The sequence below is a fragment of the Roseinatronobacter alkalisoli genome (genome assembly GCF_028745735.1).
Lineage (GTDB): Bacteria > Pseudomonadota > Alphaproteobacteria > Rhodobacterales > Rhodobacteraceae > Roseinatronobacter > Roseinatronobacter alkalisoli.
Window position 1 is genome coordinate 1 of the sequence record NZ_JAQZSM010000108.1, and the last position, 1,399, is coordinate 1,399.

At 59.5% G+C, this 1,399-nt stretch carries 1 protein-coding gene; it reads left to right on the plus strand.

Features of this window, described 5'->3' with window-relative positions:
• Nucleotides 1-85 precede the first annotated feature (85 nt).
• Complete coding sequence (locus PUT78_RS23530) at nucleotides 86-1,114, plus strand: IS110 family RNA-guided transposase (protein ID WP_274354638.1); 1,029 nt, start codon at nucleotides 86-88, stop codon at nucleotides 1,112-1,114.
• Nucleotides 1,115-1,399: the final 285 nt, after the last annotated feature.

Consider the following 1,399-nt stretch of genomic DNA (forward strand, 5'->3'; position numbering starts at 1 on the left):
TGATGGCATGGATGCCCCCTCCCGACGGCATCGTAATGTGCCAAGGTGATGTTTGCTGAAGACATCACAGAAGGAGAGAGCATCCATGTCCGAAGTTACCATCATCGGGATTGATCTTGCAAAGCGCGTTTTCCATTTGCACGGCGCGCGCGTCGATGGATCTGTCATATTCCGCAAGAAGCTTTCGCGGGCTCAGTTGCTCGCGTTCTTTGCCCAACATCCGAGATGCATTGTTGCCATGGAAGCCTGCGCCACTGCGCACGGTTGGGGCCGCGAATTTGAGAAACTCGGGCATGACGTGCGATTGATCGCACCGATCTATGTGAAACCGTTCGTGAAGCGCCAGAAGAATGATGCGGCCGATGCCGAGGCGATTGTGGAGGCGGCGTTACGCCCGACCATGCGGTTTGTTACTGTGAAGACGGAAGATCAGCAGGCGCGCGCGATGCTGTTCCGGACACGGCAGATCTTTGTCGGCCAACGCACTCAGATGATCAACGCCTTGCGTGGGCACTTAGCGGAACACGGGCTGGTGGCGGCACGAGGTCCGGCTCATGTCAAGCGGCTCGCAGACGCGCTCGCCGATGAAGACACAGTGCTGCCTGACGGCGTTCGCGATCTTGGCCAGATTTATCTGGACCAAATTGATGGTCTGACTGCGCGGATTGCAGACCTTGACGCGAAGATGAAGCGCGCCGCCAAAGACGCCGATCTGGCCCGCCGTGCGCAAACCATGCCGGGCGTAGGGCCGGTCACTGCGCTTGCGATCGAAACCTTCGCGCCAGATATGGCCAGCTTCCGACGCGGGCGTGATTTTGCGGCCTGGCTCGGCCTCGTGCCGAAACAGCACTCTACAGGCGGGAAGGCCCGGCTGGGGAAGACCTCGAAGATGGGGCAGCGCGACATTCGCACGCTTCTCGTGTCTGGAGCCATGGCAGTTCTTCAGGCCGTCGAACGATTTGACACCCCGAACAATGGTTGGCTGAAGCGCCTGCTGACCCGCAAGCCGCGCATGGTCGCTGCGATCGCGCTGGCGAACAAGATGGCGCGTGGCCTTTGGGCCATGATGACGAAACAGGAGGATTACCGAAATCCGGTGGCGGCGATGGCATAAGCGCGGGCGCGCGTCATTCCGTCCCGGGTCACGTCGGGAGTGTGAGGAGGTCACTGAACAGTAAGGGCAAAGGATCGATCAGATCCGGGTCAGAGAAAGCAGTCTTTGTGCAGGAGCCAACGAGCTCGGTTTGTTGATTTGCTTCTGATCCGCGCATCGCCATACCGGCCAGCGGCCATGTCAGCGCCGCAGAGAAAGGCCTGATACATGACCGCACCCGATCACACGCTTGAGCCGTTCAGAAACTACTTGCACTGACGGGGGCATCCATACATGCACAAATCG